Below are 22,435 nucleotides of genomic sequence, written 5' to 3' on the forward strand. Positions count from 1 at the left end.
GGGCGCTGCGCGACAAGCGCGGGCGTACCTTCGCGGATATCCTGGCCCGCACCGAGGTTCGCCAGGCCACCAATCGCCGGCCGCCGGAGGGAGTCCGGGCCAGGACCGGCGCGGCGTTCGTGGCCGCCGCCGTCCTCAGCGTCATCGCCGCGGTGGCCGGCTACCTGCTGGTCTTCCAGCGCGAACACTCCTCGGAGGTGGCGCGAGGCGAACTGTCCCGGCAGGGACCAAAGATCGTCGCGGACATGCTGTCGTACGACCCGCAGACCCTGCAGGACGATTTCGCCCGGGCACAGTCGTTGGCGACCGAGAAATACCGCGAACAGTTGGTGCCGCAACAGGATGCGATCCGCAACGGGGCACCGGTTCCCAACTACTTTCGCGTCGCCGACGCCGCGGTGCTCAACGCGACTCCGCACCGCGGGGCGATGCTGCTGTTCCTACAGGGGCAGCGCGGTACGGCCGGAAAGGAGCGCCTGATCAGCGCCACCGTGCGGGTCACTTTCGCCAAGGCGGCGGGGGACTGGCGGGTCGATGACCTCACCGTCGTCAGCAAGCCGCTGCCGGCCGAGGGAGAGAAATGAGCCCGCGGCGGCTGATCGGCGCCGATGACCGGCCGCTGTTCGTCGAGCGGGACGTGCCGCCCGGCCGGGGGCTGGCCGCCGTGCTCACGGCCGCACTGCTGCTGGCGGCCGCGGCGATCACGGTGTGCACGTTGGTGTTCGTCTCGCATGTGTCCAACCATCGGGCGGCGATGCGGGACGTCGAGGTCCTCGGCGACGTGGAGGCCTTCATGACGATGTTCTCCTCGCCGGACCCGTTCAACGCCAACGACTACGTCGCAGACGTGATGGCTCATGCCACCGGCGAATTCGAGAAGGAGTGCCAGGACAAGGCGAATCAGATCCTGCTCGCGGTCGCGCGAAGCGAGCCGACCACCGGAACGGTGGTCGGGGCCGGGGTCGAGCGGTGGAACGACGATGGCAGCGTCAACGTGCTGGTGGCCGTCGAGAACAGCGGTAAATCGCCCGACGGCAAGCAGGACATCAGCGCAGCATCCCGCTGGCTGCTGACGGCGCAGAAGGAAGGGGACCAGTGGAAGATCAGCAATCTGAACCAGGTGCTGTGACCGAGACGTCCTCCGACGGTGACGACGCTCTGACCGAGGACATCGAGACCACCGCCGGCGACGACGGTGACGACGAGCCCGAAGCCGGCGACGACGGTGACGGCGAACCCGAAGCCGGCGACGATGGTGACGGCGAACCCGAAGCCGGCGACGATGGTGACGGCGAGCCCGAAACCGGGGCCGCCGCAACGAAACCCCGCGTCCGCCGGCGGATCAGCCTGCGGCTGGCCGGTGCGCTGGCCGCTGCGCTCTTCGTCGCGTCGGCCGCATTCGCGGCCGGTGCCGCCCAGCCCTACCTCGTCGATCGGGCCGAAGTGGCCACCAAGCTCGACATCGCCCGGACCGCCGCCAGGGCGATCCACACGTTGTGGAACTACACGCCCGAGAACATGGATACGCTGCCGGATCGGGCCGCGGTCTACCTCAGCGGCGACCTCGAGGCCCAGTACCGCAAGTTCATCGCCGCGATCGCGGAGAGCAACAAGCAGGCGAAGGTCACCGACACCACCGAGATCGTCGGTGCCGCGGTGGAATCGCTGCAGGGGCCGGAAGCCACCGTCATCGTGTACACCAACACCTCGGCCACCAGTGAACTGAACCGGGCCGTGCCGTCGATCAAGTACCTGGCCTACCGGCTGTACATGAAGCGCGAGCAGAACCGCTGGGTGGTCACCAGGATGCCCACCATCACCTCACTGGACCTGACTCCGCGCTTGCAGGGCTGACCCCTATGCCGATCGCGTCGCCGTTGTCGCAACGGCGCACCGTGCTGGCCCTGCTGCTGCTGACCTTCGCCACCGGCCTGGTCGACGCGATCAGCGTCCTGGTGCTCGGGCGCGTCTTCGTCGCGAACATGACCGGCAACGCGATCTTCCTGGGGTTCCTGTTCGTCCCGGGGGCCGGATTCGACCTGACCGCGGTGTTGCTGGCGTTCGGCGGGTTCCTGCTCGGGGCGATGCTCGGCGGCCGGCTGGTGCGACGGCTGGGGCACCGGCCGCGGTCATGGGTGACCGCCGCGCTGAGCATCGAGGCGGCACTGTTGCTGGTGCTGGCCGCGATGACCGGCGCCGGCGTGCTGCGATACGCCGACGCGACCAGGCTGATCCTGACCGCCGGCCTGGCGGTGGCGTTCGGCGTGCAGAACTCGACCGCGCGCCAGTTCGGCATCCAGGAGCTCTACACCACCGTCCTCACGTCGACGATCGTGGGCCTCGGGGTGGACAGCCGGTTGGCCGGCGGCAGCGGAGAGCGCCAGAAGCTGCGGCTGGGGGTGGTGCTGACGATGATCGGCGGCGCCGTCGTCGGAGCGACACTGGCCCGCGTCGTCGTGGCGCCGGTGATCGCGCTGGCCGCGGCGGTGGTCACGGTGAGCATGCTGGTGTTCCGCTACGGCTGAGACACCGGCGGGTCGAGGCTCGCTGAACCGCGCTATTGTTGCGGCGGTCTCAGCGTCCCCTCTCCTTCGTCGAGGCTCGCTGAACCGCTCTATTGTTGCGGCGGTCCCAGCGTCCCCTCTCCTTCGTCGAGGCTCGCTGAACCGCTCTATTGTTGCGGCGGTCCCAGCGTCCCCTCTCCTTCGTCGAGGCTCGCTGAACCGCCGTACTCCGGGCGCAGGATCGAACTGAGCGCCGACAGCGGGATGTGTGCTTGGACGTTGCCGCCGTCCATGTACCACTGCATCTGGTTGTACTGGATCGGGGAGTCGTGGCTGACCGGGTAATCGGGCATGTACAGGATCAACTCGTCGGGCGTCAACGCCCACGACCGGTAACCCCCGGAGAACACCTTGTCAGGGGTGAATCGTTCGGGGACGAACGGATAGTCACCGGGGCGGTGCTCCCAGAACGCCCGGTCCAATGCCGCGACGATGTAGGGCTCGCCGAGCTGCGGGATCGTCGCGAACGGGTCCACCCCCGGTTTGGTGATGTCGGCCAACTGCAGTTGCCGTCCACGGGCCATGTCGAAGGTGAAGGTGCGGTAGGCGTTGTTGATGTACGGCCCGTCGGAGTGGTAGTCCTCGTGGAATACCACGCTCAGCGCGTCACCGTGCTGGAAGATCTCGAAATTCTCGTTGCCCCAGCTGTCGGCGACCATCGAGGCGCCCTTGGCGCGCCAGTTGCCGAACAACTTCGACAGGTAGTCACGGATCGGCGGCCCGGCGACCGGGTGGTCGATCAGGTCCCCGGGCACCGCCATCCGGATGTAGCGGGTCGCCTGTCGCTCGGAGCGCACCTCGGTGCTGCAGTAGTGGCCGTCCCAGGCGCCGCCCAGCCCGCTGCAGAACGACGGCGCCGAGGCGCCCGCGTGCGGTGCCGTGGACACCAACAACGCCGCGGCCGCTACGCCCGCCAGTAGCCGGGTCGCCCGCATAGCTTCCCTCCTAGGGCAATTCGACTTTGCCGGCCAGCCATCGGCCGTCGACCTTCTGCATCGTCATCTTCATCCGGCTGCGGTCGACCCGCGGGTCGGGGCGCGCGGTGTTGCTGACCGTCTGATCGACCATCACCAGCACCACCACCTTGTCGGTGGACTCCGACTGGACCGCCGAGTCCACCACCGTGCCGCGCGCCGATGCCTTGTTGTCGATCAGCAGCTGGCGCAGCTCAACGCTGGCCTTGGTGTAGGTGTCCTTGAAATCACCGGTCGCGCCGTTGAGGACCGTGGCGAAGTCGTCGTCGACCTTGCTGGAGTCGATGCTGGTCAACACCTGGGCGTAGTCCACGGCGGCGCGCTGCCCGGCCGCGCCGGCGGCGGCGACCCGGTGTTGCTGCCACAGTTGCCAGCCCAGCCCCGCGACCAAGCCGAACACCGTCAGGTAGACGGCGGCGATGCCGGCGATCGCCCAACGATTCGGCGGCGGCGGGCCGGCCATCTCCGGCGCGGCGGCCGGTTTCTCGGTGACCGTCGATTCCGGTTTGCCCTCAGCGGTTTCCGTCTGCTCGGGGGTGTCTTCGGCGGCCGGTTCGTCAGCGGTGCTCACCGCGGCGTCTCCTCGCGTGTCATTCTGGCGGCTCGATCAACATCGGCGGCCCGCCGTACTCGGTGGGAACGGTGTAGCGCCCCTTGGGGGTCGGGTCGGTGGTCGCGGCCAGGTCGGCGCCCGGCGGCGGGCCGGCGGTGTCGTCCCCGGGCGGGCGCGGCGCGTTGTGGGCACCGCGCACCAACACCGACTGGTCGGTGTCACGGCAATAGCCGTACAAGAACGGCTCGGGGTAGTCCGCCGCCGACGGCGGACGCCGCGGCGTGCCGTAATCGCAGGTGTAGCGCGGGTAGATGTCCACCGTCGCCCACATCCCATCCTCGTGGATCGCCGAGTCGAGCGCCTCCACCGTCGACCGGCGGTAATCGGGGAACAGCGCGTTGAGCGCCGGAACCCGGATGTAGAGCAGCTGCGCGGTGGTGGCCAGATTGGCCAGCAGCCCGACCATGGTGTCGGAGTTGTCGTCGAAGAGTCCGTCGACCGCCGAAAGCATCCCGGGCGCCTGGTCGACGAATCGGCGGTAGCCGCCCATCATCGGGCTGATTCCCTTGAACACCTTGTCGAGGTTCGCCGAGGTCACGGCCATGCCGTTGTTGACGTCGCTGAGCATGGTGAGCACCACCCGGCTCGACTTCAGCAGGCTCACCGTCTCCGGCAGCACCGAGTCCAGGGTGGACAACAAGAAGGTGCCGCCGTCGACGATGTCGGTGAGCTTCTGGGGGCCCTCGTCGGACAGGCTGAGTTCCTTCTTGATCAGGTCGAGTTTGCGCGAGTCGGTCTGTGCCAGCATGCCATCGGCGTCGGCGAGCAACTGCGACATCGGGATCGGGGTCGTCACACGGTCCTGCGAGACGACGCTGCCGCCGGACAGGAACGGTCCGGCGCTGGACGGGGGCTCGAAGTCGATGTACTGCTCACCGGCGGCCGACAGACCCGACACCCGCACCTTGCTGGCGGCCGGAATCTTCACCGTCGACTTGATGTTGGCGACCGCGTCGACACCGGTGCCGCTGACCCGCAGCGATTCGATCCGGCCCACCGGAACCCCCCGAACCGACACGTCCTGGTCGGTGAGCAGCCCGCCGGAATCCGGCAGCGCGATGGTGATCTGGTAGGTCGAGCGCGTCGGGTTCACCCGCAGTGCGCCCACCAGCAGGTAGGCGGTCCCCACCACCAGGGTCATCGCCAACGCGACCCCCGACAGCAGGTTCTTGCGCCGGTAACCGGCGCGGACCAGGGCCACCAGGCGCCGGCTGAATGCGTCGATCATGGCCTCGGTCCCGGTCCCGGCGGCCCCGGTCCCGGCGGGCCCGGCTCGACGGGGCCCCACTCGGCTTCGGCCGGGGTCGGCGGTATCGGCGGACCGACCGCCGTCCACGGTGCCTGCCCCATGTCGGAGTCCGGACCGCGTCCCACCACGCGTTCTTGTAGGCGCCACAGCGCGTACTTGATCGAGCCGGCCATCTTGGCCCAGTCGTAGCGCTTCGGGCCGTGGAACGCCGGGTCGCCCTTGAACCCGGCGTCGGGCATCGAGCCCCACACCAGACGGTCGATGCTGGCGTGCACCGAAACACCCGACCCGGAAGTCATCTTGATGAACGGCGCCACCAGCCGGTTCAGGGCGTACAGGCTGGTGTTGGGGTCGGTCGCCACGTCGTTCCACGCGCCGGCGAGCAGGTTGGCGTCCTTGATGAAGCTGTGCCCGGAATCGTCGGTCCCGGCAATCGACGGGAACCGGGTCAGCTGCCGGCTGGTCGCGCCCAGTTCCTCGACCAGGTCGGCGAGCTGGCTGGTGTTGTCCACCAGTGTGTCGGTCGCCGGACCGGCCGCGTCGAGGACGTCGGTGAGCGCGGCGCTGCGGGCATCGAGCCGGTCGGCCAGTTGGCTGGTTTCGCGCAGCGCCGTCTCGATCTCGCCGGAGCGGGCGTTGAGTTTCGCCAGTAGCTCGTTGGACTGGTTGATCAGCTTTCCGAATGCCTTGCCCTGGTCGCCGGTCGCCTTCCCGGCGCCGTTGACGAGATTGGTGAAGTTCTGCACCGCGCCACCGTTGACCAGCAGCGCCGCCGAGCTCAACACCGATTCCACGGTGGCCGCTGACGCGGTGGACTCCAGCCCGATGGCGTCGCCGCCCTTGAGCAGCGGCGCCGACGGGTCGAGGTGAACCGGCGGCTTGATCGCCACGAACACGTCACCGAGCGGGGTCGCCGACCGCAACTCGGCGGTGCTGCCCACCGGGATCCGGACGCCGTCCATGATGCGCAACGTGGTGACCGCGGTGTAGTTGCGCGCGACCATCGACTCCATCTGGCCGATGTCGGCACCGGAGAGCTTCACCTTGGCGTGCCCGGGCAAATTCAGCGCGTTGGCGAACACCGCGGTGATCAGATAGCCCCCGCTGCCGATACCCGGAGCCGGCAGCGGCAGGCTGTCCAGGCCGCTGGTGCCGCAGCCGGCCGCCGACGACGCGATGGTCGCGCTGCACAGCAGCGCCATCGCGGCCTTGGCTGTCCGCCTGTTGCGCGCCGCCACGTCTACTGCCCCATCATCGAGAGGCCGTCGAGGACATACGTCAGACCGAAGTCGGGGCCGTAATCGGCCAGAGTTCCTGTGCCACAACCCAACTGTCGAAGGTGCATCATGTTGCACAGCTCCTTGGTGCTTTGGCTGTCGACGAGGATCTTGTCCACCAGGGCGTGCAGCCGGACCGCCCCGTTGTTGGTGTCGACGGCGTTATAGAGGTTTTCCATTGTCATCGGCAGCAGGTTGAGGAGTTCTGCCAGGTCGCGCTGCTTGTCCACCAGGGTGGTCACGGCGGTGTCGCCGTTGAGAATGGCATGCTTGAGGTTGTCCCGGTTGGCCTGCAGCAGCGACGTCGCCTGGGTGACGATCTCGTTGATCTTGCGGCCGGTGCGCCCGGTCCCGAAATCCTCGTTGGCGAGCATCTGACTCAACTGGCGTGTGGTGGAGCCGAATTGACGCAACTTCGCGTCGTTGCGGGCCGCCGCGTCCATCAGCGAGCTGAGGTTGGTGATGATCGTGGTCAGCTGATCGCCGGTCGTCTCGCCGCGGTCGGAGCTGAGTTGCAGGGCCCGTGACAACTCGCTCAGCGTTGATTTGATCCTCTCGCCGTTGCCGTCGGCGATGTCGGCGCCGGCGTTGATCACGTCGGCCACCGGCCCGTTGCCCTTGCCGTCGCCGCCGAGCGATTTGGAGACCTTGTCGAGCATGTCCAGCACCCGATCGAACGCGACCGGCGTCCGGGTGCGGTTCAGCCCGATGGTGGTGCGGTCGGCCAGCACCGGACCGCCCGCATACGCCGGGGTCAGCTCGATCTGCCGTGCGGTCAGGATCGAGGTGTTGATGGTCACGGCGCGCACGTCGGCGGGGATCTTCACGCCGCGGTCGACGGTGAATTCGGCCTCGACGTACTCGCCCTTCGGAGTGACCTTGCGGATCTTGCCCACCGGCATCCCGAGCACCGCGACCACATTGCCTTCGTAAAGCCCTGCGGCGCTGTCGAATTGGGTGGTGACAGTGATATGACCGCCGAACGGGTTGAAGTAGTAGGCGGCCGCGGCGGAGACGATCAGTGCCCCGGCGATCAGCGCAGAGATCAGCGCCGTGACGCGGCGCCGGCCGGTGGGGGTGACTGTCGGCGCCGAACGGCGCGGCACCGCGACGGTGTCTGTCGGCTCCTCGATCGGATCGTCGGCGGCGACGGTCGGTGGCGCGCTCATTTGCAGTCCTTGAAGTACTCGATCATGCCGAACTGCTTGGCGCGGCCGCTGATGGCGCACATCCACGAGTCGATCGCGATCCCGTTGCCGGCGAAGAACTCGATACCGGGGCCGTAGCCGGTGGCGTTGGTGATACCCCGCAATGGTGGCGGCGCGGACTGGATCAGGCTGCGCAACAGGTCGTCGTGCTGGCCGAGCATGTCCGACAGCGCCCGCACGTTGATCAGCATCTCGTCGAGCATCGACCGGTCGGTGACCACGACGTTGTTCAGATTGCCGGTGAGGTTGGTCAGCGCAGCCAGCATGGCGTGGAAGGTGTTCTGCCGTGCCACCAGTTCCCCGATGAAGTCCTGGCCCTGATCAACCAGGTTTCCCAGGTGCGTCTGCTGGTTGCGCAGCGTGTTGGCCACCCGCTGGGTGCTGGCGAGCAGGGTGCCGAGCTGATCGCGCCGATCGGCGGTGAGCTTGGCCAGCGAGTGCAGATTGGCCATCGCTTGCGGAATCACCGGGGGGAAGTCCGCTCAGTTGTTGGCCGAGCACGGCCAGGGACTGCCCGAACTGGTCGGAATCGACCTGGTCGAACGTGGTGGTGGCGTCCTCCAGCAGCGACTCCAGCGAGTAGGGGACCTCGGTGTGGGCGAGGTTGATCCGCTTGCCGGGCAGTGCGCCGGAACCGGCGGGCTCCAGTTTCAGATACCGCGACCCGAGGATCGTCATCACCTGGATCTTCGCCCGGGTGTCCTTGCCCAGCCCGATGTCGTTGCGCACGGTCAGGCCGGCTTCGACGTGGTCACCGGCGAGCCGCATGCTCGCTACCCGGCCCACCTCGATGCCCGCGACCACGATCGGGTTGCCGGGGGCCAGCGCGGCGGCTTGGGCGAACTCCGCGGTGTAGCGGGTATAGCCGACGCCGAGCACCTTGACGAACAGCGCCGCGGCCACCACGACAGCCACCACGGCCAGTGCCCCGAACCCCAGCCAGGTGGTGTTGTAGGACTCCAGCGGCCGCGCCCGCCGCTGGCGGAAGAAGGTGCCGGGCCGTGACGTCATCGCGTTACCCATCGACGGTGTTCCTGCACTTCGGCGTGTGCCAGGCCAGGTTCTTCTGGGTTATCGGGCGAGCATTGCCGGGGGTCGCCGCGTTGACGATGATCGTGGTGATGTCGTTGAGGCCCGGGAAGAATCCGGCGACGTTCAGGTCGCAGAGGTAGGCGTTGCCGTAGGCGCCGTCCCCGAACGCCCGGCCCAGGCCCTTGAGCAGCAGCGGCAGGTTGGCCCCGGTGAACGCCAGCTGCGGTTCGATGCCGGCCATGTGCTTGGTGAAACCGGGCTCGCGGTTGATCATCTCCTCCAGGGACGGGAAGACCTCGTCGGCGATCCGCGAGAGCTGCCGCGTCACCTGGGCCAGCGACCCGACCGAGGACTGCAACGCCGGGCGGCGCGAGTCCAGGTCTGCTACCGCGATGCGGGCCTGGGTCAGCGCATGGTCGAGCTGGTCGTTTTGTCCGGCGATGGTGCCGGTCAGTCTGTTCAGGCTGGTGATGAGACCACCCAGCATCTCGTCGCGCCCGGCCAGTGTCGCGGTCAACGTCGACGACTGGTCCACCAGCGCGGTGATCGACGCCTGGTCACCCTGCAGCGACTGCAGCACACCGCGGGTCAGATCGTCGGCCTGCTTGGGATTGAGCAGCGACATCAGTGGTTTGAAGCCGTTGAGCAGGGCGCCGACGTCGAAGGACGGTTCGGTGTGCTCGACGCCGATCACGCTCCCGCGGGGCAGCAGTTCGGTGCTGCCGTGGGAACCCAGCGACAATCCGAGATACCGCTGGCCGATGATGTTCTGATACGTCACCGACGCGACCGTGTTGCCGTACAGCTTCTGGTCGCTTTGGACGATGAACGAGACTTTTGCTTTCGGGGGGCCGGCCGGCTCCCCGTCCAGTTCGACCTTCTCCACCCGGCCCACCCGCACCCCGGCCATCCGGACGTCGTCGCCCTCGCGCAGTCCGTAGACGTCGGTGAACACCGCCGCATACGGCGTGGTCGCGCCGGCCACATCGCGGCGCAGTGTGGCGTAGACCAGCCAGGTCAGCACCATCGCCACCACCATGAAGACGGACAGGCCGATCAGGGGTCTGCGGAAGCTCACTTGTGGGCTCCCCCTTCGGCCGGGGCCCACGACACAGAGGTTCCGCGCGCGACGGGGCCGAGCAACAGCTGGGTGGCCACCGACGCCGGCTGCCCGCGGCCGGCGCCCAGCCCGGTGATCAGCCCGAGCTGTTCGCGTTCGGCCTGACTGCCGACGGGACCTACGTTGCCGCCGTAGGCGGCGGGTGCGACCGGTGCCGGCGGCTGCCACTCCGGGGCGTGCGGTTGGGCCGGGATGGGAGGGCTCGGCGGTGGTGGCGGCGCGGGGTCGAGCGGGTCGGCGGTGCCCGGGACCCGCGGGAAGGGCCCGGTCCACCAGGGCAGTGGCGGGTTGGTGTCCGCCAGGCTGCGATCGGGGTTGATCAGCGGCGGCCCGACGGCACGCAGGTTCCCGTCGGGGCCGATCTCGGTACCCGCCGGTGGTTCCAGGCCGGCCGGGAAGTGGTAGTTCTGCGGCAGCATCGTCTCGGGGAGTTCGGGCCGTACCGAGATCATCGGTGCGGTGAAGCAGCTCGGTCCCTTCAGTTCGCCGTACTGCGGGCAGTCCGCGCGGGTGTAGGTGTGCAGCGGGGTGAAGGACAGGTTGGCGCGCAGGGTCCCGGTGATCAACCGCGGATCGTAGAGCTGGTCGAAGAACTTGTCGGACAGCCGGTTGACCCGGGTGAAGATCGGGACGTACTTTTCGGCGTGGTTGGCCAGCACCCCCACCACCGGCGTGAGGTCGTGGGTGATCCGGATCAGCTGGTCGATGTGGTTGTCGAACGCCTCGCGCGCGACGCCCACGGTGTGCTGGCCGCCGCCGACCAGCGAGGCCAACTCGGCGCGCTTTTGGGCGAACGCCCGCATCGGCTCGACCGCCTGGTGCAGTGCGTCGACCAGGTCCGGGGCGGTCGCCTGCAGACCGTGGGTGGCGTCGAGCAACGCCGAGACCGTCGAGGGCCCGGGCTCGGTGGCGACGATGCCGTTGAGCTGATCCAGCAGCCGGGACATGTGTGCGCCGGCATTGAGCAGCTTGACGCGCCGATTGTCGGTGGCCGCACCGACGGCAGCCAGGATGCCCAGGCTGTGGTCCTCGCGGCCGCGGCCGGTGGCGGCCAGGATGTCGCGCAGTTTGGAGACCGTGGTCTGGAAGATCACCGTCGACAATTCACCGTTCTCGGCGATGTGCGTGCCGTCGCGGATCGCGGAGCCGGCGCCGGCGCCGGCGTCGACCAGCTGAATCGACGACACCGCGAAGACGTTCGACGGCACCACCCGGGCGGTCACCGAAGTCCGGATGTCCTTGGCGTGGTCGGGTTTGAGGTTGATGTGCACGTAGTTGGGTTTGCCGTAGGCAGCCGGGATCACGTCGGTGACGCTGCCGACCAGCAGACCGTGGTACTTGACGTCGGACTGGGCGGGCAGCCCGTCGCCCACGTTCATCAGGTCGGCCACCACCCGCACGTAGCTGTTGAGCGCGCCGGTGGACTTGGCCAGTAGGCCCGCGGTGGCCAGCGCGATCACCAGCAGGACGGCGATCCCGGCACCCAGCAGCTGGGGTTCGGAGGGGCCGCGCCCGTCGGTGTCGAGGGAATTGCCCATTCAACCGCCGAACCTTGCGCCGGCGTCGATGCTCCACAACGCCATCGTCATCAGCATGTTGACCATGATCACGATCGTGATGCTGGCCCGCATGGCGCGGCCGGCGGCCACACCGACGCCTTCCGGTCCGCCGGACGCGTAGAACCCGTAGTAGCACTGCACGGTGGAGGCCAGCCACACGAACACCACGCACTTGAGCACCGAATAGACGATGTCCTTGCCGCTCAACATCATCGTGAAGTAGTGCAGGTACGGACCGATCGAGCCGCCGCTGATGATGCCGGTGACCAGCTGACAGGTCAGGTAGGTGATGGCCAGGCACGCCACGTACAGCGGGATCACCGCGAGGGTCGCGGCCAACAACCGGGTGGTGACCAGGAACGGGATCGGCCGGATCGCGATCGAATCCAGCGCGTCGATCTCCTCGGCGATCCGCATCGCGCCGAGCTGCGCGGTGAACCGGCAGCCGGCCTGCATGGCGAACGCCATCGACGCCATGATCGGCGCCAGCTCCCGGGTGTTGACCAGCGAGGAGATGATGCCGGTGGCCGGGCCGAGGCCGAGCAGGTTCAAGAAGTTGTAGCCTTCGATCGCCACCAGCGCGCCGGCGGTGAAGCCGAGCACCACGGCCACCCCGGCGGTGCCCCCGCCGACCACGATGGAGCCGTTGCCCCATGCGATATCGGAGAGCAGCCGCAGGAACTCCTTGCGGTAGTGCCGCAGCACGGTCGGGACGCCGGCGGCGGCGCGGCCGAAAAAGACCAGCATGTGGCCCAGCCGGGTAATCGGTGCCGACACCATGCGGTAAGCCCGCAGCACAGGGCGTGCGATCGCCGGGATATAGGGGGACGCCGTCATAGCTAGAGCCCCGTCCGGGGGTAGAGCACGTTGTAGAGCTCGCTGATGCCGACGTTGACGATCATCAGCACCAGGATCGCCTCGACGACCGACGCGTTCACCGAATTGGCGACGCCGGCCGGCCCGCCCCGGGTGGACAGCCCCTTCTGGCAGGACACCACCGCGACGATCGCGCCGTAGATCACGGCTTTGATCAGCGCCACGATCATGTCGCCGGTGGTGGCGAACGACGAGAACGTCGCCACGAAGCTGCCGGGCGCGCCCTTCTGGAAGTAGACGTTGAACAGATAACTGGCCAGAAAGCCGACGAAGCAGGTGATGCCGGTCAGGGCGACGCCGATCATGATGGCCGCGGCGAATCGTGGCACCACCAGCCGGCGGATCACCGAGACTCCCATCACCTCCATGGCGTCGGTCTCCTCGCGCATGGTGCGTGAGCCCAGGTCGGCGGTGATGGCCGAACCGACCGCGGCGGCCATCAGCATGGCCGCCACCAGGGATGCGGCCTGCCGGATCACGGCCAGTCCGGCGGCCGCGCCCGCCAGTGACGTCGCGCCGACCTGGTTGGCCAGTAAGGCGAACTGGATGGACAGTGTCACCCCGATCGGCAACGCCACCAGGACCGTCGGCAGCACCGCGGTGTTGGCCATGAACGCGCTCTGCCGGACGAACTCGCCCCACTGGAACCGGCCGCTGAACAGGTCGATGAAGAAGTACTGCACGGTGCGCACCGCCAGCACGCACTGCTCGCCGACCGTCGTCAGTGACGCCAGCGGGTGGCGGTTGACGTAGCCGACGGTCCAGTCCCCGATCGCCGCGACACCATCGAGGGGAACTTGATCAGCGGCTTCCCGCTCATCCTGGGCCGTCATCGCTTGCCGATCATGAACTTGGGATCACCCGGCGCCGCCGATTCCCCGTTGGGCCGATGATCCATGGCGGACATGGTAGCCACCGTCCTTACTCCAAGGTAGGGTTCGGCGATTCTCGGAACGGCCGGTGGGTAGCGCGGGTGGATACCGGTCGCGGCGGCGCGGACAGAGCTCATCGGGCCTCGCCGTGACCGTGCATCCGGACATGATGTCGGACACCATGCCCGCCGAGAGGCACTTCGGGCAACATGACTGGAGTTATGGGCCAGTTACTCAGCGGCATCACCGATTTCGCGGATTCAGTGTCCCGAAGATGGCTCGGATGGCGATACTCGAGCCGGATGAATCCCGGCGCGGAGAGGGTGTCGATGCAGCGATGGTGGATGCGGTCCGCGGTCGGTATGGTCGCCGGTCTCGCGGCGACGGCGACCCTGCTGGCACCGGGGCCGGCCCTCGCGGACCCGGAGCATCCACCGGTGCTTCCGGTGTTCACTCCGGCACCAAGCGACTGGTCTCCGCATATGGATTTCTGGCCGTATGACACCTTCACGTATCAAGTCACGCCGGAGATGATCGGCGGCATGTCGGACTCGTGCCAGTGGTTCGACGCGCAGTTCGATCCGCTGATGGGCCAGATCAACGCCTTCAACCGCAACCTCGCCGAGCGCGGCGACGTCTACGCCGGTGTGCAGCCGCAGGCGGACGCAGTGGTGGCCAACATCGACCGGTCGACGGGTTTTCTGGCGCCGCGGCTGAAACCGCTGACGATCCGCAACACCCCCGACAACTACGGCCCGTACTCACCGATCTACGGCGGCGAACAGCTGACCGGGGTGCTGTTCCAGCTTTCTCGCATCGCCGACAGCATGCGCAAGAAACAGCCGGCGGGCTTCACCCGGGCCCATATCGATTCCGCGGCCGGGTGGGGCGCCGCATTGCGGAATTCCGGGGCCTGCACCTGACCGCCCCGCCGCTGCGGGTTCGGGTAGGTTTCGTGGTGCGTTGCGGCCGAACGGCTCGGTCCGGGGGGAGACCAGGGAGGGGTGGTGCGGGTGCCGGACCCTGAGGACATGGCAGCAGCGGCCGGTGCGGAAACGGCAGTCGAGGCCACCGGTGAGCCCGAGGCCACCGACGAGCCCGAGGCCACCGACGAGGATCTGGACGACGAGGCCGCTGACGACGCCCCCGAGCAGACCCCTGACGAGGCCGGCGACCAGACCGACGCGGCGTCGCGACGAGCGCGGCTGCGCTGGATCGCCGCCGCGGTGTTGGCGGTGGGCCTGATCGTCGCCGGCTACGAGGGCTGGCTACTGTTCGCCCACCATCAGCGTGCGGCGGCCGCAGCGCAGGCACTGGAGACGGCCGAGAAATACGCCCTGGTGCTGACCGGGGTGGACCCGGCCGCGATCGACAAGAACTTCGCCGACGTCCTCGACGGGGCGACCGGCGAGTTCAAGGACATGTACGCCGCGTCCAGCGAGCAACTCCGCCAACTGCTGATCGAGAACAAGGCCGCCGCACACGGCACCGTCATCGATGCGGCGGTCAAGTCCGCCACCAAGAACAAGGTCGAAGTGATGCTGTTCATCGATCAGTCGGTGAGCAACAAGGCCGCCCCCCAACCGAAGATCGATCGCAGTCGCATCGTGATGACCATGGAGAAGGTGAAGGGCCGCTGGCTGGCCGCCAAGGTTGATATGCCCTGAGCGATGTCGCGGCCCGGCGCTAATTGAAGGCCAACCAGCTGGGCAGCGCCCGTTCGTGGGCGTCGCACAGCACCTGGGCGGTGTCGCACGAACCGCGCGGCACCCCGGCGCCGGTCCACATGCCGCCGGCGTCGCGGCGCAGCACGACCGCCGATGACGAACCGCCGTCGAGCAGGACGGCGTGATCGCTGCCCAGGCCGCGGAACAGATCTTGCATATTGTCCGGGGTGTAGTGGCCGCCCTGAAAGATGTACATCTCGTCCTTGGCCCGGGAATAGCCCAGGGCGGTGCGCGCCGCGCTCGGCCCGCCGTCGTTGAGTTGCCCGGTGACGCCGGGCGCGAGCAACCCCAGCCCGCTCACCGCGACGAACCGCTCCCCGCGTTCCACCAGGGCGGTGATCGTCGGCCCGGCCGCGTCGTAGTCCCCGCCGTCGCGGCCGCCGCGCGGCCACAGCACATACGGTGTGCCACGCGTCGGCAGGATCATCGTGGTCAGCGTCGACCAGTGCTCGTTGCCGCCGGACAGTCCCTGCTTGCCGGCGTAGGGGATGGTGCCGGTGACCGCGACGTTGGCGCGCCCCTTGCCGCGGGTGTTGTCGACGTAGGCGCCCAGCGGTGAACTGCAGTTGGTGGTCCGCCAGGAACCGCCACGCTGGCCGCGGATGTCGAAGAAGTTGGCGTTGACGGCCACCATCGGCCGCCCCAGCGCCTGCCAGGCCTGCAGCGGGGTGTACAGCTCGGAGGCCTGCATCAGCCCCTCACTGGTGCGGGCCCGCGGATCGCGTTCACAGCGGCTCTGCACACCGCGGTGACTGTCGACCAGCAGGTGCGGCTCGATGCGCTGCGAAGCCGCCTTGAGCACGACCAGGTGACCGCCGCCGGACATCTCGTACCACTCGCCGGCGGCGTTGAGCATCGGGGCGGGATGCCCGCCGCCGAAGTTGTACACCAGGTAGGAGCCCGGGGTGCGGGCGATCGCGGCGGCCAACTGATCTTGGGCGGCGGCGCGCGCGGCCGGCAGGCCCGGGCCGATCGCCAGGGTGGCGCAGAGCAGCACCGCGCTGCAGCCGGCCGCCAGCCGGCGCACGAAAGCCATTGGAGTCAACGCTGTTTGCCCCTTCGGCTCCGGACCGACAGACACCAAGTTCCCAGGCTAGCCACAGAAACCGCCGAGGGCAGCGTGCCGTGATCGGACTGTGCCGCGTCGGTGGCGAATCGGTTACCCGGTGATCAGCCGCCGAGGCGTGCGTGCATCTCCCAGATCAGGATCTCCGCCGGCGCTTCCGCGCGCACCCGTTGACCGCCGCCACCGGTGACGCGGACCGCGTCACCGGCAGCCAACTCGCCGGCGCCCTCGACATCGACCCGGCCGATCGAGACGAACAGGTGAACGTAGGGAGCGTCGGGCAGTTCCACGCTGCGGCCCGGCTGCAGCCGGCCGGCGTACAGCGTGGCCTCGGTGTTGCCGATGGCGATCGCGGCGTCCGGGTCGCTGCCCGAGGCGACGGCCACCAGCTCGCCGCCCGCCAGGGCGTCGCCGATCTCCTGCTGCTGATAGCCCGGGGTGCGGCCGGGAGTGTCCGGCATGAGCCACATCTGGATGAAATGCACCGGCTCGGTGGTGGATTCGTTCTGCTCCGAATGCAGGACGCCGGTGCCCGCCGACATCCGCTGGGCCAGCCCGGGACGGATCACCCCGGAGTTGCCGATCGAATCCCGGTGGGTCAGCTCACCGGACAGCACCCAGGTGACGATCTCGGCGTCACGATGCGGGTGAGTATCAAACCCGGCAGCCGGTCCGACCACGTCGTCGTTGTTGACCAGCAGCAGCCCGTGGTGGGTGTTGGCCGGGTCGTAGTAGTCGTTGAACGAGAACGAATGGCGCGAATTGAGCCAGGGCGCGCGGGTGACAGCCCGGTCGGCGGCCCGCCGCACGTCGAGCAGTCCCGTCATGATGCCCAAGGCTAACGTGCGAAACGGCCGCTGCCGGTAGTCTCACTGCAACCGCCGAGCTGATCGGGAGGGGGCGGGCGATGTTCGTCGAGACCGGCGCGCACGATGACGCCGGTGCCGGCGCGTGAGCCGCCCCACCCTGCAGCACCTGCAGCTCGCCGAGCTCATCGCCCACGCGGGGGGTGACCCGTGGGCGGTCGATGACAGCCTGCAGGCCGGCAGCCCCACCCAGATCGACTTCCTAGCCCAGGCGTTCCACCAGGCCGCCGGATCGGCGACCGCCGCCGAGGAGACCTTCCGCACCGCCCAGCAGCACTTCGAGCAGTACCACCGCGAGAGCGGTGAGCAGCCGATCAACCACGGCGCCGAAGTGCAACGCGTCAAAGACGGCCTGCACGCCAGCACCGAGCAACTGGGCCGCATCGCCGCAGATCTGGAGACCATCGCCGGCGCCCTGGCCCAGGCCCGCGCGGCGTCGCAGGCGAATATCACCGCGCTCAACGCCAACCTGGTGGGCCTCGACAACCTCGTCGGCCACTACCTCGACCTGGAAAACGAGGGCCACGACTGCAGCACCGAGATCAACCAGTGCCTCCAGCAAGCCAAGGACGACACCGCCACCGCCCTGCACAACGGCACGGTGATCCGCAACACCTACGCCAAGACCCTGCAGCAGGCTTTGACCAACCTGCGAGTCAGGGACGGCTACGACCCCGACGCAGCGGTGAGCAGGTTCGACGCGGATGCGCCATCGCCGCCACCGGGACCGGTGCCGGATGACCCGAAGGCCTTCAACGACTACTGGAACAGCCTGACCCCCGGGCAGAAGGACTGGCTCTACGATCACGACCACAACATCGGTAACCATCCGGGCATGCCGTGCGACCCGCCCGACCATCTGGGCTATGACCATTACAACCGGCTGCATCTCGCCGACGAACTGCGGCAGGCGCAGACGGCGGCCGCACAGGCTGACGCGCTGCGCAACCAGCACCCGGACTGGGCGGCCGGCAACAACGTTCCCCGGCCCAATGAACCGGGGGCGATCTTCACCGACCGCGTCGCCTACGAGGACTGGCAGCGCCAATACGACGCCGCCCGTGACGGCGCCAAATATCTTCCCGACCTGCAGGCCGTCGACGCGGCGCTGCGGGTCAGCCCGGATCGCAAACTGATGCTGCTGGACACCGAAAGCGGCAAGCAGGCCCGCGCCGCCATCGCCGTCGGCGACCCGGACAAGGCCACCCACGTGTCGGTCACCGCTCCGGGACTCAACACCACGGTGCACGGCGCCATCGAGGGGATGGCCAACGAGGCAACCCAACTGCGGGGCGAGGCGCTGCGCCAACTGCGATTGGACCCCGGGCACGAGGCAGACACCGTCTCGGCGATCGCCTGGATCGGCTATGACCCGCCGCAGGTGCCCGGCTTCGACGACCGCGGCGCATCCCTGGCAGGGCTGTGGGGAGTCAGCCATGACGACGTCGCCAGGGCGGGCGCCCACGACCTGGCCCGCTTCTACGACGGGATCCAGGCCTCGCATCTGGGTGGGGCCGCTGATCTGACCGCGATCGGGCATTCCTACGGCTCGCTGACCACCGGGCTGGCGCTGCAGGAACCCGGCGATCACGGGGTGTCGCGGGCGCTGTTCTACGGGTCGCCCGGTATCGAAGCGTCCACGCCGGAGCAGTTGCACCTGCAGCCCGGTCAGGTGTTCGCCATGGAAGCGCCCGACGACCCCATCCAATGGGTGTATGACGCGAGGACGTTCGGTCAGGGCATTCCGATCCTGGGTTCCTACCTCAATGACGAATTCGGTGACTTCGGCCCGAACCCGGCAACGAATCCCAACTTCACCCACCTGGAAACCGGGGCGGCCACCGTGCCCGACGGTCATGGCGGCGTGATCAGCCTGCAAGAAGCCCACGGCCACAGCGACTACCCGCGCTTCCCCGACGGCGGGGGGCTGCGGACGACCAACTACAACATCGCCGCCGTGCTTGCCGGCCTCGGTGACAAGGCAGTTGTAGAAAAATGACGATGCACCGAGAATCCGTTCCGAAGCTGCGACTACGCGGGCGCTTGTTCGCCGTCGTGGCTGCCACCGCCCTAGCCGCAGGATGTCACGTGCCACAGCCGTATGAACCCACGCCGCCCGCCGCTGCCGCCGAGGCATTGGAAGTGGTCAAGGCGTTGCCGTCGTTCGAGGACACCAAAGCCCAGGTGCAGGCGGCGATGAACGAGATCACCACCGCCGCAGCCCGACTGGTGCCCGGCATCCACTGGGAGACGTTCGATGAGGGGTCGGGCTCGGGTTGCCTGCGGCCCTACGAGCAGACCGGTGGGCAAGGGTATCTGCTTCCGGATCAGGTGGCGGTGCGGGCGCCGCTGTCCGAACCGCAGTGGGAGCAGCTTCAGGCGACCGCGAAAGCGGCGGCCGCCAAGCTCGAGGCCACCGAGGTTCAAGTGATGCAGGACCAGCCGGGCAACCACGACGTCGGGTTCTACGGTCCCACCGGACTGTTCATCAAGATCGGCTACCGGGGCAACCTGGTGGTCTCCGGCTTCACCGGGTGCCGGCTTCCACGCGACAAGAAGTGAGCGCCTACCAGTCCGACTCGTCGAAGGTGATGACGCCGCGGATGTTCTTGCCGTCGACCATGTCGGCGTAGCCGTCGTTGATGTCCTCAAGCTTGTAGGTCGTGGTGATCATCTCGTCGACCTTGAGCAGGCCGGACTTGTACAGGCCCACCAGCCGCGGCGTCTCGATGTGCGAGCTGCCGCCACCGAAGATGTTGCCCTTCAACGTCTTCTGCAGCATGGTGAACAGGAAGAGGTTCAGTTTGACGTCGGCGTCGGCCATTGCCCCCATCCCGGTGACCACGCAGGTGCCGGTCTTGGCGGTCAGCGTCAGCGCTTCTTCGATGTACTCGCCGCGCATGTCGCCGACGGCGATGATCACCTTGTCGGCCATCAGGCCCCAGGTCTCCTCCATGACCGGCATGATCGCCTCGGCCATCGACGGGTAGACGTGCGTGGCGCCGAACTTGACCGCCTGGTCGCGCTTGAAGGCAACCGGGTCGATCGCGATGACGCGCCGCGCGCCGGAGAGCACCGCACCCTGCAGGGCGCTCATACCGATACCGCCGACGCCCACGACGATGACGGTCTCGCCGGGCTTGACCTCGGCGACGTTGGTGGCCGAACCGAACCCGGTGGGCACCGCACAGCCCATGATGGCCGCGGTCTGAAACGGCACGTCGGAGTCGATTTTGACCACCGAATCGGCGTGCACGGTCGCATACGGCGCGAACGTGCCCAGCAGGTTCATCGCGGAGACCTCGTGCGACCCGGCGTGGATCCGGTTGGTGCCGTCGGCGATCGCCTTGCCTCCCAGCAGTACCGCCCCTCGGTCACACAGCGAGCGGAAGCCCTTCATACACGGCGGGCAGGAGCCGCACGCCGGGATGAAGGCCATCACGACGTGGTCACCCTCCGCCAGGCCGGTCACTCCCTTGCCGACCTTGGTGATGACTCCGGCGCCCTCGTGGCCGCCGAGCGCCGGCAGGCCGATCGGGGTGGCTCCGGTGGTGACGTGGTAATCCGAGTGGCACATCCCGGCGGCGTGCAGCCGCACCTGGACCTCACCGGCAACGGGATCGCCCACGTCGATCTCGTCGACCCGCCATGGCGAGTTCAGCTCCCACAACAGTGCGCCCTTGGTCTTCATGCGGGCGATCTTAGCCAGGTGACCAGAACGTGTTACAACTCTGGTGCCCAGCACTCGGTGTGAACTGCGAAAACAGCGCCTTATTAGCTCTTGTGCGGGATGCCTACGGACAGGCCGCCGTCGATGACCAGGTCGGCCCCGGTCATGTAGGCCGACTCGTCGGACGCCAAGAAGACCACCGCGGTGGACACCTCCGCCGAACTGGCGCCGCGACCCAGCGGGATCTGCAGGGAGTCGTCGGGGATGGCGATGGTCATCCGGGTGCGGACCAGGCCGGGCAACACGCTGTTGATCCGGATGTTGTGCGGGGCCAGCTCTACGGCGGCCGCCTTGGCCAGGCCGCGCACCGCCCACTTCGAGGCGACGTAACCGTGCAGTCCGGCGGTGCCGCGGATGCCCTCCACCGAAGAGATGTTGACGATGGATCCGCCGCCGGCCGATTTCATCGGTGCGACGGCGGCGTGCATGCCCAGCATCGTCCCGGTCAGGTTCACGTCGAGGACCTGCTGCCAGACGGCGACGTCGAAGTTCTCCAGGGTGTTGTATTTGGCGATCCCGGCGTTGTTCACCACCACGTTGAGGCGGCCGAACTCCTCGACGGCGCACTGCACGGCGGTCTGCCAGTCCTGGCTCTGGGTGACGTCGAGGTGGACGAACCGGGCGGTGTCGCAGCCCAGCTCCTCGGCGAGCTTGGCGCCCTCCTCGTCGAGGATGTCGCCGATGACGATCTTCGCGCCCTCGGCGGCCAATGCCCGGGCATGCGCGGCACCCATGCCCCGCCCACCGCCGCTGATCAGCGCAACCTTGCCGTCGACTCGTCCCATGGCGCCTCAGGTTACCGGGGCGTGGTGTTTGCCCGTTACGCTGCCCTGATGGCTGTCACCCGCGCCGAGCGAACCTTCCAAGGTGTCCACGGAGTGCGGATCGTCTACGACATCTGGACACCGGATACGGCGCCGCGTGCCGTGGTGGTGCTCTCGCACGGCTTCGGTGAACATGCCCGCCGTTACGACCACGTCGCGGCGCGGTTCGGCGAAGCCGGGCTGGTGACCTACGCGCTGGATCACCGCGGGCACGGTCGATCGGGGGGTAAGCGGGTGCGGTGCCGGGACATCTCGGAATACACCGGCGACTTTCACACCCTCGCCGGTATCGGCTCCCGGGAGCACCCCGGGCTGCCGCGCGTGGTGCTCGGGCACAGCATGGGCGGCGCGATCGTGTTCAGCTACGCCGTCGACCGCCCCGACGACTACCAGTTGATGGTGCTGTCCGGGCCGGCGGTGGACATGGCAGGCACGGTCTCGCCGTTGCTGGCGTTCGTCGCCAAAGCGCTCGGCGCACTGAGCCCCGGCCTGCCGGTCGAGAAACTCGACTCCCACCTGGTCTCGCGCGATCCGGCGGTGGTGGCGGCGTACGACGAGGATCCCCTGGTGCACCACGGCCGGGTTCCCGCCGGTGTGGCGCGGGCGCTGATCAAGGTCGGCGAGACCATGCCGTCGCGGGCGCAGGCGCTGACGGCGCCGCTGCTGGTGGTGCATGGCGCCGACGACGGTCTGGTGCCTGCCGAGGGCAGCAAGCGCCTGGTGGGCTGCGTCGGATCCGCCGATGTGCGGCTGACCGTATATCCGGGCCTCTACCACGAGGTGTTCAACGAACCGGAACGCCAACAGGTGCTCGACGACGTGGTGGGCTGGATCGACGCGCGGCTGTGAATCGCCGTCGGCGCGATGTCGCCGGTGTC

Annotated in this window: 21 protein-coding genes and 2 pseudogenes; 9 read left to right on the forward strand and 14 right to left on the reverse strand. The window is 68.2% G+C overall.

The window, feature by feature from the left end; all coding sequences use genetic code 11:
• The 4 genes and pseudogenes from DQP56_RS12225 to DQP56_RS12240 all read left to right on the forward strand — a co-directional run.
• Positions 1–584: pseudogene (locus tag DQP56_RS12225) on the forward strand (RDD family protein); the annotation flags it as partial.
• Entirely contained in the window at positions 581–1,129 is a 549-nt protein-coding gene (locus DQP56_RS12230; protein ID WP_112685752.1) for an Rv1363c family protein, read from the forward strand. The pseudogene DQP56_RS12225 and the gene DQP56_RS12230, both read left to right, overlap by 4 nt.
• Positions 1,096–1,854 (forward strand): ICP22 family protein, encoded by a 759-nt coding sequence (locus tag DQP56_RS12235; RefSeq protein ID WP_165825000.1) that lies wholly within the window; start codon positions 1,096–1,098, stop codon positions 1,852–1,854. Before DQP56_RS12230 ends, DQP56_RS12235 begins: the two co-directional genes overlap by 34 nt.
• Positions 1,855–1,859: 5 nt before the next feature.
• The gene (locus DQP56_RS12240) at positions 1,860–2,525 is read left to right on the forward strand and encodes a YoaK family protein (protein ID WP_112685756.1); all 666 of its coding nucleotides are present in this window, start codon (positions 1,860–1,862) and stop codon (positions 2,523–2,525) included.
• Positions 2,526–2,671: 146 nt separating this feature from the next.
• Here the strand turns inward: DQP56_RS12240 and DQP56_RS12245 are convergent, their stop codons facing one another.
• The 10 genes and pseudogenes from DQP56_RS12245 to DQP56_RS12290 form a co-directional block, all read right to left on the reverse strand.
• The gene (locus DQP56_RS12245; protein WP_112685758.1) at positions 2,672–3,499 is read right to left on the reverse strand and encodes a mannan-binding family protein; all 828 of its coding nucleotides are present in this window, start codon (positions 3,497–3,499) and stop codon (positions 2,672–2,674) included.
• A 10-nt stretch (positions 3,500–3,509) separates the two neighbouring features.
• Positions 3,510–4,109 (reverse strand): Rv1363c family protein, encoded by a 600-nt coding sequence (locus DQP56_RS12250; protein ID WP_112685760.1) that lies wholly within the window; start codon positions 4,107–4,109, stop codon positions 3,510–3,512.
• A 19-nt stretch (positions 4,110–4,128) separates the two neighbouring features.
• Positions 4,129–5,379, reverse strand: coding sequence for an MlaD family protein (locus DQP56_RS12255; RefSeq protein WP_112685794.1), 1,251 nt, complete (start codon positions 5,377–5,379; stop codon positions 4,129–4,131).
• The gene (locus DQP56_RS12260) at positions 5,376–6,602 is read right to left on the reverse strand and encodes an MCE family protein (protein ID WP_085259225.1); all 1,227 of its coding nucleotides are present in this window, start codon (positions 6,600–6,602) and stop codon (positions 5,376–5,378) included. The genes DQP56_RS12255 and DQP56_RS12260 overlap by 4 nt, the downstream gene beginning before the upstream one ends.
• 38 nt (positions 6,603–6,640) lie before the next feature.
• The gene (locus DQP56_RS12265; RefSeq protein WP_085259163.1) at positions 6,641–7,846 is read right to left on the reverse strand and encodes an MCE family protein; all 1,206 of its coding nucleotides are present in this window, start codon (positions 7,844–7,846) and stop codon (positions 6,641–6,643) included.
• Positions 7,843–8,896, reverse strand: a pseudogene (locus DQP56_RS12270) (MCE family protein). Before DQP56_RS12270 ends, DQP56_RS12265 begins: the two are co-directional and overlap by 4 nt.
• Before the next feature lie 4 nt (positions 8,897–8,900).
• On the reverse strand, positions 8,901–9,995 hold the full coding sequence (locus DQP56_RS12275; protein ID WP_112685762.1) for an MlaD family protein: 1,095 nt from the start codon (positions 9,993–9,995) through the stop codon (positions 8,901–8,903).
• Positions 9,992–11,575, reverse strand: coding sequence for an MlaD family protein (locus DQP56_RS12280; protein ID WP_112685764.1), 1,584 nt, complete (start codon positions 11,573–11,575; stop codon positions 9,992–9,994). The genes DQP56_RS12275 and DQP56_RS12280 overlap by 4 nt, the downstream gene beginning before the upstream one ends.
• On the reverse strand, positions 11,576–12,433 hold the full coding sequence (locus DQP56_RS12285; protein WP_112685766.1) for an MlaE family ABC transporter permease: 858 nt from the start codon (positions 12,431–12,433) through the stop codon (positions 11,576–11,578).
• A 2-nt stretch (positions 12,434–12,435) separates the two neighbouring features.
• A complete protein-coding gene (locus DQP56_RS12290) occupies positions 12,436–13,305 on the reverse strand; it encodes an MlaE family ABC transporter permease (protein WP_112685768.1) in 870 nt (289 codons plus the stop codon).
• A 383-nt stretch (positions 13,306–13,688) separates the two neighbouring features.
• Here DQP56_RS12290 and DQP56_RS12295 point away from each other — a divergent pair, with 383 nt between their 5' ends.
• Both DQP56_RS12295 and DQP56_RS12300 read left to right on the forward strand, forming a co-directional pair.
• Positions 13,689–14,267 carry a hypothetical protein gene (locus DQP56_RS12295; protein ID WP_112685770.1) on the forward strand — a complete coding sequence of 193 codons (579 nt, stop codon included), beginning with the start codon at positions 13,689–13,691 and terminating at the stop codon, positions 14,265–14,267.
• Between the two features lie 108 nt (positions 14,268–14,375).
• A complete protein-coding gene (locus DQP56_RS12300; protein WP_112685796.1) occupies positions 14,376–15,011 on the forward strand; it encodes an Rv1363c family protein in 636 nt (211 codons plus the stop codon).
• A 19-nt stretch (positions 15,012–15,030) separates the two neighbouring features.
• On the opposite strand, the gene DQP56_RS12305 is transcribed toward DQP56_RS12300, so the two are convergent.
• Together DQP56_RS12305 and DQP56_RS12310 are read right to left on the reverse strand one after the other, a co-directional pair.
• The gene (locus DQP56_RS12305; RefSeq protein WP_112685772.1) at positions 15,031–16,107 is read right to left on the reverse strand and encodes a phosphodiester glycosidase family protein; all 1,077 of its coding nucleotides are present in this window, start codon (positions 16,105–16,107) and stop codon (positions 15,031–15,033) included.
• A gap of 134 nt (positions 16,108–16,241) precedes the next feature.
• Positions 16,242–16,964: a pirin family protein gene (locus tag DQP56_RS12310; protein WP_112685774.1), complete on the reverse strand. Its 723-nt coding sequence runs from the start codon at positions 16,962–16,964 to the stop codon at positions 16,242–16,244.
• A 124-nt stretch (positions 16,965–17,088) separates the two neighbouring features.
• Between DQP56_RS12310 and DQP56_RS12315 the strand changes: the two genes are divergently transcribed.
• Positions 17,089–19,002: a putative alpha/beta hydrolase gene (locus tag DQP56_RS12315; protein WP_112685776.1), complete on the forward strand. Its 1,914-nt coding sequence runs from the start codon at positions 17,089–17,091 to the stop codon at positions 19,000–19,002.
• Between the two features lie 89 nt (positions 19,003–19,091).
• A complete protein-coding gene (locus DQP56_RS12320) occupies positions 19,092–19,565 on the forward strand; it encodes an LppA family lipoprotein (RefSeq protein ID WP_112685798.1) in 474 nt (157 codons plus the stop codon).
• A gap of 4 nt (positions 19,566–19,569) precedes the next feature.
• Here DQP56_RS12320 and DQP56_RS12325 read toward each other — a convergent pair whose 3' ends face one another.
• Both DQP56_RS12325 and DQP56_RS12330 read right to left on the reverse strand, forming a co-directional pair.
• Entirely contained in the window at positions 19,570–20,694 is a 1,125-nt protein-coding gene (locus tag DQP56_RS12325) for an NDMA-dependent alcohol dehydrogenase (protein WP_112685778.1), read from the reverse strand.
• A gap of 83 nt (positions 20,695–20,777) precedes the next feature.
• Positions 20,778–21,518 carry a glucose 1-dehydrogenase gene (locus DQP56_RS12330; protein WP_112685780.1) on the reverse strand — a complete coding sequence of 247 codons (741 nt, stop codon included), beginning with the start codon at positions 21,516–21,518 and terminating at the stop codon, positions 20,778–20,780.
• A gap of 48 nt (positions 21,519–21,566) precedes the next feature.
• On the opposite strand from DQP56_RS12330, the gene DQP56_RS12335 reads away from it, so the two are divergent.
• Positions 21,567–22,406 carry an alpha/beta hydrolase gene (locus tag DQP56_RS12335; protein WP_112685800.1) on the forward strand — a complete coding sequence of 280 codons (840 nt, stop codon included), beginning with the start codon at positions 21,567–21,569 and terminating at the stop codon, positions 22,404–22,406.
• The last annotated feature ends 29 nt before the right edge of the window (positions 22,407–22,435 follow it).

It is taken from the genome of Mycolicibacter senuensis, from assembly GCF_003284925.1.
GTDB classification, from domain to species: domain Bacteria; phylum Actinomycetota; class Actinomycetes; order Mycobacteriales; family Mycobacteriaceae; genus Mycobacterium; species Mycobacterium algericum_A.